General features: G+C 32.7%; 7 protein-coding genes. 6 read left to right on the top strand and 1 reads right to left on the bottom strand.

The genetic code is table 11. From position 1 onward, the window contains the following. Nucleotides 1-224: 224 nt before the first annotated feature. From rpsT to AA81_RS08725, 4 genes are read left to right on the top strand one after another with little or no spacing between them, the layout of a single operon-like run. The gene (gene rpsT, locus AA81_RS08710; protein ID WP_103898802.1) at nt 225-527 is read left to right on the top strand and encodes a 30S ribosomal protein S20; all 303 of its coding nucleotides are present in this window, start codon (nt 225-227) and stop codon (nt 525-527) included. Nucleotides 528-586: 59 nt separating this feature from the next. Then, a complete protein-coding gene (gene trmB / locus AA81_RS08715; protein ID WP_103898803.1) occupies nt 587-1,534 on the top strand; it encodes a tRNA (guanosine(46)-N7)-methyltransferase TrmB in 948 nt (315 codons plus the stop codon). Continuing rightward, on the top strand, nt 1,534-2,538 hold the full coding sequence (locus AA81_RS08720; RefSeq protein ID WP_103898804.1) for an NAD(P)H-dependent glycerol-3-phosphate dehydrogenase: 1,005 nt from the start codon (nt 1,534-1,536) through the stop codon (nt 2,536-2,538). Before trmB ends, AA81_RS08720 begins: the two co-directional genes overlap by 1 nt. A gap of 53 nt (nt 2,539-2,591) precedes the next feature. Beyond that, nucleotides 2,592-3,041, top strand: coding sequence for a hypothetical protein (locus AA81_RS08725; RefSeq protein ID WP_103898805.1), 450 nt, complete (start codon nt 2,592-2,594; stop codon nt 3,039-3,041). 34 nt (nt 3,042-3,075) lie between these two features. On the opposite strand, the gene nth is transcribed toward AA81_RS08725, so the two are convergent. Further along, the gene (nth, locus tag AA81_RS08730; RefSeq protein WP_103898806.1) at nt 3,076-3,708 is read right to left on the bottom strand and encodes an endonuclease III; all 633 of its coding nucleotides are present in this window, start codon (nt 3,706-3,708) and stop codon (nt 3,076-3,078) included. 350 nt (nt 3,709-4,058) lie between these two features. On the opposite strand from nth, the gene AA81_RS08735 reads away from it, so the two are divergent. Beyond that, entirely contained in the window at nt 4,059-5,270 is a 1,212-nt protein-coding gene (locus AA81_RS08735) for a nicotinamide-nucleotide amidohydrolase family protein (protein WP_169999708.1), read from the top strand. Nucleotides 5,271-5,308: 38 nt separating this feature from the next. Next, the gene (locus AA81_RS08740) at nt 5,309-7,330 is read left to right on the top strand and encodes a chemotaxis protein CheA (protein ID WP_103898808.1); all 2,022 of its coding nucleotides are present in this window, start codon (nt 5,309-5,311) and stop codon (nt 7,328-7,330) included. Nucleotides 7,331-7,454: the final 124 nt, after the last annotated feature.

The following is a 7,454-nucleotide window of genomic DNA, read 5'->3' on the forward strand; positions in this document are numbered from 1 at the left end:
GGGAACCCCTTAACGTCTGGGGGTGGGCAGCGGGGCGAAGGGCGCTAAAGCAGGTTTTAGAAATAAATAACTTTCAAAATAAGATTCCGATTTTAAGAGAGGTTACAGGGCGCAGCCCTTCCCCTCCCTCTCGGCGGGCAGGGGAGGATGAATAAGCGCTGATACCAAGTTTTAGAATTTCTAAAAACAATAAAAAATAAAAAGTTGAGGAGGTATTTTAAAAATTGCCAAATAAAAAATCAGCAGAAAAAAGGGTTAGACAATCAGAAAAAAGAAGACAAAAAAATCGTGGATATCAAAAGAGGATTAAGGAAATTTCTAAGGAAATAGACAAGAAAATTCAAGAGAATGCCGAAAGGGAAGAATTGATGCAGTTATTAAGCAAGTCTTTTAAAATTATTGACACTGCAAAATCACATGGTGCTGTACATAAAAATTATGCAGCAAGGAAAAAATCAAAATTACATTTAAAGGTTAAAAAACATTTGGGTGAAATGGCGCCAGAAAATTACCCAGTAAACGAGTAATTTGCCAATTTCTGCAATCAACACGATTATATCCCCCATTTTTGGGAGGTAATAAAGTTTTGAGTTCTTATTCTTATTTACAAATGTATCAAATAAATCCAAAGGACATAAAAAGATATCCTCTAGAATGGAATAAAATTTTTGGAAATAGCAATAAGTTAATAATTGAAATTGGATTCGGTGGTGGAGAGTTTTTAGTAAATTTAGCCAAAGAGAATAATAACTATAATTACATTGGCATAGAAACATCTCTAACTTCTTGTCACAAATTCAAAAAGAAGCTTTTTCAAAATAATTTAAATAATATACAAATAATTCTTGAAGATGCAAAATTCGCTATTAGGGAGTTTTTTTCTGACAACTCGATTAATAAAGTAATAGTCAACTTCCCATGCCCATGGCCAAAAAGTAAGCATGCAAAAAAACGTCTTTTTGACGAAAAGTTTATAGACACCTTATCGTCGGTATTAGAAGAAGTAGATGGAAAAGTAATTTTAACAACCGACGTTTTTTGGTATGCTTCTGATGTTAAAGAAAAATTTTTAAACAACGGATGTTTTGAAGTAAAAAATATTTCCGAAGTTAACCAATTACCATTCAAAACAAGATACGAAAAAAAATGGGAATATGAAGGAAGAAAAAAGTATTTATTAATTGCACAAAAAAGATGCAAAAAAACAATAAAAAGATTGTTAAAAGGGGATTTCGATTTGCCTCATCAGAAAATCAAGAAAGTAGATTTCGATAAATTACAATCTTTAGTTGGATTTAAAAAATCTTGTAAAAATAAAACTATAGTTATAAAGGACATATATACTAAATTAGATGGTTCAGAATATTTAGTGAAGGTTTTTTCTGAAGACGAAGGGTATATTCAAAGTTACTTTGTTAATGTCAGCAAAATGAAAGAAGGTTGGCTAATAAAATTAGATGATATAGCAAAAGCTTATAGAACCCCTGCTGTTAAGGAAGCGGTGAATATAATCGCCAAGGAGATAGAGAATTAATGTCTCATATAACTGTTTTGGGCGCAGGTAGTTGGGGAACCGCTATAACAAAGCATTTAGTAGATAATCATCAAAAAGTAACAATTTGGGATAGAGACAAAAAACTCCTACAAGAAATAAAAAAAGGACGTAATCCTCGCTATCTATCTACCGTAAAACTTCCTTCAAAAGAAATAAATGTTGAAGGGGATATAAATGAAAGTCTAAAGAACGCACAAATTGTAATTATAGCTATCCCTGTTCAACATATATCAGAGGTATTAAGCCAAATTCAGAAAAGCTCTTTTATAAATAAAGATATCGTTTTTGTCAATCTATCAAAAGGTATGGAAATTAACAACCGAAAAATACCGAGTAAAATTTTTGAGGAATACCTATCAGGATTTAATTATTGTACCCTAAGTGGTCCCAGCCATGCAGAAGAAGTAGCAAAAGATGTTCCTACATCGGTTGTAGTTGCAGGTAGAGACAGTCAGGTTAACAAATATATACAAGAAATTTTTAGCAACGAAACTTTTAGGGTATATACTAACAATGACTTAATAGGAGTAGAAATTAGCGGTGCTATAAAAAACATATATGCAATAGGTGCGGGTATAATAGATGGATTTGGAAAATGGGATAACACAAAAGCGGCTTTAATTACCCGTTCTTTGGTTGAGATTATTAGGTATGGAACATATTATGGAGGAAACAAAGAAACGTTTATGGGATTAGCGGGGATTGGAGATCTTGTTGTAACATGTACTAGCTCACATAGCAGAAATCGGTACGTTGGAGAAATGCTTTCAAAAGATATGCCATTGAAAACAATATTGGAACAGATGGTGATGGTTGCAGAAGGGGTTTACACGGCTAAAGCTGTGTATAACGACGCAAAAGAAAAAGAAATTGAAATGCCCATAGCTACCAAAATCTATCAAGTGCTATACGAAGACGTAAACCCTAAAACGGCTATTTACGAATTAATGACAAGGGATTTGAAATCTGAATTTTTTAATTGAAAGATTTTATGGTATAATTAAAAGTAAAAGATGAATTTTAAGGAGGCATTCGAATGCAAGTTTCTTTAGACCAACTTTTACAAGCATTGATGGCACGTATGGAGAGTTTAGAAATTTCTATAGAAGATTTAAAATTTAGAACAAATGTTGCTTTAAGGTTAATCAAGAAAAATGACCTGTTGGATGAGGACAAAGTGAAGGAATCTGTAAAAGAAGAATTAAGTGCTTTAAATGAACTAAGTGAAGATAAGATGGATTTAAGCGATGAAAGAATCGAAGAAATCTCAAAGGGAATAATACAATGGATCGATAATGACTTAGAGAGTTTGAAGAAAAGAATGGCAGAATATCAAGAAAAAATGAAACAGTTACTTGAGCAAGAGGAAGCTGCAGGTAACATCAGTATAGCCTCCCCAGAACTGTTAAATCAATTAGAAAGAGCAGGTATTGGAAAAAATCAAAAAGAAAAGGGCAAAAATAATGGAAATATAATCATGCCTTAAAGTTTGATTTTAAAAAATAAGAGCCGGTATTAATTTACCGGCTTTTGTTTTTATATACCCGTTTTGAAGGGCAGACTTCCTTCAAAAAGCATTCCATGCACTTTGGAGAAATTGGCTTACAAATTTTTTGACCAAAATTCACCATTGAACCATTCAGAGGTCCCCATAATTCAGAGGGTATAATTTTTTTTAATTGGACTTCCGTTTCTTCTGGTGTTTTTGTCTTCACCCAACCGAGTCTATTGGAAATTCTATGTACGTGTGTGTCAACTGCAAGTGCTTCTTTACCAAAAGATACATACAAAACTATATTGGCTGTTTTTCTCCCCACTCCTGGCAGCTTAATCAACTCTCCTAATTCATCTGGCACTTTTCCATTATATTTTTCAATTAAAATTCTAGAAATATTGATAATTCTTTCAGATTTTTGTTTATACATACCTGCTGGCTTGATTAGATCATATAGGTCCTCAGGATTCAATTTAGAAATCTCAAAAACATTTTTGTAACGAGAAAAAAGTGATTTAAAAGCTTTTTCGGTATTTTCATCTTTTGTTCTTTGAGAAAGCACCGTTTCAATTAAAACTTTGTAAGGATCAGTTTCAGAATTAATGCGTGGGAATATATGTATGATCTCTTCTGCTTCTTTTTTTATATCTCTCTTCATGTCTACTCCTTTTATCATAAAGTTTTCGGAAACTTTTTAATAAGCTTGAGAGCTTGGGGTCTTGTTTGCTTTAGCGCCCCTTCACCCCGCTGCCCACCTGTTTTGCTGATTTGTGCAAAAATCTTTTTTAAGTTTGTTGCATTGTGCAAACAATATTTTTTAATGATTTAGACTTTGATTTGGGGTTTTTAAGGGGGATCCCCTTAACGTTCGGGGATCTTAAGGGGCTTGCCCCTTAATGCTTAATGATAGCACAAAAAATATTAAAATTAGTAAATTATGAAAATAAGAAAAAAAATGTGGTAAAATATAGTTGTTTAGTTTATCTAAAACATATAGGAGTGACATCATTGAAGTCTTGTATAATTGCAACAGGTAATGAACTGACAGAAGGTATTATATTAGACAAAAATTCAAAATACCTTGCTGAAAAGCTCAAAAACATAGGATATGATACCTTAAAAATAACAAATGTTAAAGATGATTTATCTTTGATAAAATTATCCATTGAAGAAGCACTGAAAATGTGTGATACAATATTTATTACAGGTGGATTGGGACCTACAGAAGACGATTTAACAGTTCAAGCTGTTTCTGAAAGTTGTAATATAGATATTGTATTTAATGAAGATTTATCTGAGAAAATAAATCATTATTATTATAACAAAACCGGAAAATACCTAAGTGTTTTAAAAAAACAAAGCTATGTTTTAAAAAATGCCGATATACTACCAAATCCTATAGGAAGTGCACCAGGACAAAAAGTTCAGGTTAAAGGTAAAACTATTTATTTATTACTCGGACCATATAATGAGATGAAAGCAATCTTTGATACGTATATATATAATGAATTAAAAAGTAATATGAAAAAAGATCATGTAGAATATTCCCTTTATTTTTATGGTTTAACAGAAGCTGAGTTAATGCAAGAGGTTTCAGTTATCTTAAAAAATAATGATTACTCTACTAAAATTGAAGAATATGTTGGTCCAAGTTTAAGGATTAGAATGCGAAAAAATGACAATTTCGAACCTATATTGGAAAAGATACTATCTCAATTTAGTAAGTATTTTATTGGTTTTAAAAATTTAGAAAATACTTTATTTGAAGCATTAATGGGATCTTCAAAAACACTTTCATTTGCTGAGTCATGTACCGGAGGGATGCTTTCGGATACATTGGTATCCGTTCCAGGTGCTTCTAATGTGCTTAAAGCTGCAGTGGTAACGTATTCTAATGACTCAAAAGTAAAATTATTGAACGTTAAAAAAGAAACGATAGGAAAATATGGAGCTGTGAGCGAAGAAACCGTCAAAGAAATGGCCTATGGTTTAAAAAAAATTATGGAAAGCGATATCTGTGTATCTGTTAGTGGCATAGCAGGGCCAAGCGCTGGAAGTGAGCAAAAACCTGTTGGCACAGTTTGGTTTGGTTTTCTCACTAACCAAGATTTTGTTGCCGTAAAAGAAGTTTTTTCAGGGGATAGGGATGAAATTCGAAAAAGAGCCACTTACTTTGCTTTTTGGAATATTTTAAATTTGGTTCGAAATCAAAATCCTTAGAAAAGGGTAAGAATACTTTGAAATAGGAGGGGATAGAATTGTCGAATTACGATGTGTATTTAAATGTCTTTTTAGAGGAATCTAAAGAAGATATTCAAGAACTTAATGATCTCCTACTTGAACTTGAAAAAGATAAAAGTAACCTAGAAATAATAAACAATATTTTCAGAGTAATCCACACCTTAAAAGGTATGGCAGGTACAATGGAGTTTGATACATTGGCTAAATTTTCACACAAATTGGAAAATGTATTAGATTCATTAAGAAATAAAAAGATTGATTTAGCCGATGATCTGATGGATTTTTTGTTTAATGCCTCAGATGCATTAGAAGAAAGTATTTCAGATATAGCACAAGGAGGCAACGGCGATGTAGAAAAACTGGAAAAACTGTTGGAGAAAATAGACTCCTATGAAGAATCAACAGGTTCATCTAAACCGTCTAAGGATAAAACAACTGAAAAAGAAGAAAATCTAGATAAACAGAATAATGGCATCTATTCTAAAATGGACGACGAAACTAAGGAGCTTTTAGAGGATGTTTTTGAAAAAGCAAAAGAAAGAAATTTAAACTTTTTGATTTTGAAGGTTATTTTAGAGGATGGTGTACAGTTAAAGCAGGCAAGAGCTTACGCTATACATCACAAATTAGAAGACAACGGTTGTGAGATAGTTTATACGTATCCTAGTGTTGAAGAAATAGAAAAAGAAAATTTTGATAAAGAGTTGATTTTTGGGGTTGTTACCTCTAAAAGTATTGGAGAGATAGCAGAGCTTGTTAACAAAGTTGCCGAAGTGGAATCGGTTTATGTAGATGAATTTTCAACGAACAATCTCTTTGGATCAAAAGAAATGAATGAAGATGAGGAAAAAGAATCAAAGCAAGAGGGTGTAGAGAACAATAAAAAAGAAGTTAAGCTTTCGAAAAGTATAAGAGTAGATATAAACAAATTGGATGATTTAATGAATTTAATGGCTGAACTCGTTATAGCTCGAAGTAGAATCATTGAAACTTTAAGTAAGTACGATGTAAAAGAAGTAGATGAAAGTTTAACACAACTCTCAAGGATAACATTAGATCTTCAGAATGTTGTTATGAAAATTAGAATGGTTCCTGTCGCATTTGTCTTCAATAGATTTCCGAGACTTGTACGAGATCTTGCAAAAGAGGTGGGCAAAAAAGTGAACTTTGTGATCCAAGGAGAAGAAACAGAATTAGATAGAACTGTAGTTGATGAAATAGGTGAACCGTTAGTTCATTTATTACGGAACTCCATAGATCATGGTATAGAAGGCCCTCACGAGCGTTTGGCCAAAGGTAAACCTGAAACCGGAACTTTGAAGTTATCAGCTAGGCATGAAGGTAACGGAGTTATCATAGAAGTCGAAGATGATGGAAAAGGGTTCGATAAAAATGAGATACTCCGCACTGCTATAAATAAGGGGTTGACTAGCTCATCAGAAGCATCGAAATTAAGCGATGAGGAAATATACAATTTCGTCTTTTTACCAGGATTTTCTACTAAAACAGTTTCTACAGAATTGTCAGGTAGAGGAGTTGGAATGGATGTAGTTAAAAGCACTATAGAGAGTTTGAAGGGTACTATTTCTTTGGAAACAAAAAAGGAAAAAGGTACAAAGATAAGTATTAGTTTGCCTCTTACCTTGGCAATTATCGAAGCTCTTTTAATAACTGTAAATGAACATGTTTATGCTATACCTATTGCCAACATTGATACGACTCAAAGAATAAGTGATGGTGAGTTAAAAGTTGTCCAAGGTCAAGAAGTCTTCCTTTTGAGAGGAGAAGTAATGCCTATAGTGCGTTTAAGGAAGTTATTTGGTTATGAAAAGAAAAATGATTCTTCTAACGAATATATTATTATTGTGAAAGTGGGAAACAAAAAGTATGGGGTTGTTGTTGATAAATTATTAGGTCAAGATGATATAGTGATTAAATCTTTGGGGTCTTTGCTGAATGATGTTAAGGAGTTTAGCGGAGGTGCAATTTTAGGAGACGGGAGAATAGCTCTAATATTGGATGTAGCTTCTCTAATATAATAAATAATTTAAGTACTTTTAATAGACATTTTAGAAATAAAGTAATGTTCAAAAATTAGACTTAGGTTTTTAAAGGGTTACAGGGCGGAGCCCTCCCCCAATTGTGGGCGGGCTGCGGGGTGAA

The sequence above is a fragment of the Petrotoga halophila DSM 16923 genome, from assembly GCF_002924615.1.

Bases quoted from the DNA above. Each gene is read 5' to 3' on its own strand.
- nth (WP_103898806.1), bottom strand. From the start codon at position 3,708: ATGAAGAGAGATATAAAAAAAGAAGCAGAAGAGATCATACATATATTC.
- AA81_RS08720 (WP_103898804.1), top strand. From the start codon at position 1,534: ATGTCTCATATAACTGTTTTGGGCGCAGGTAGTTGGGGAACCGCTATA.
- AA81_RS08725 (WP_103898805.1), top strand. From the start codon at position 2,592: ATGCAAGTTTCTTTAGACCAACTTTTACAAGCATTGATGGCACGTATG.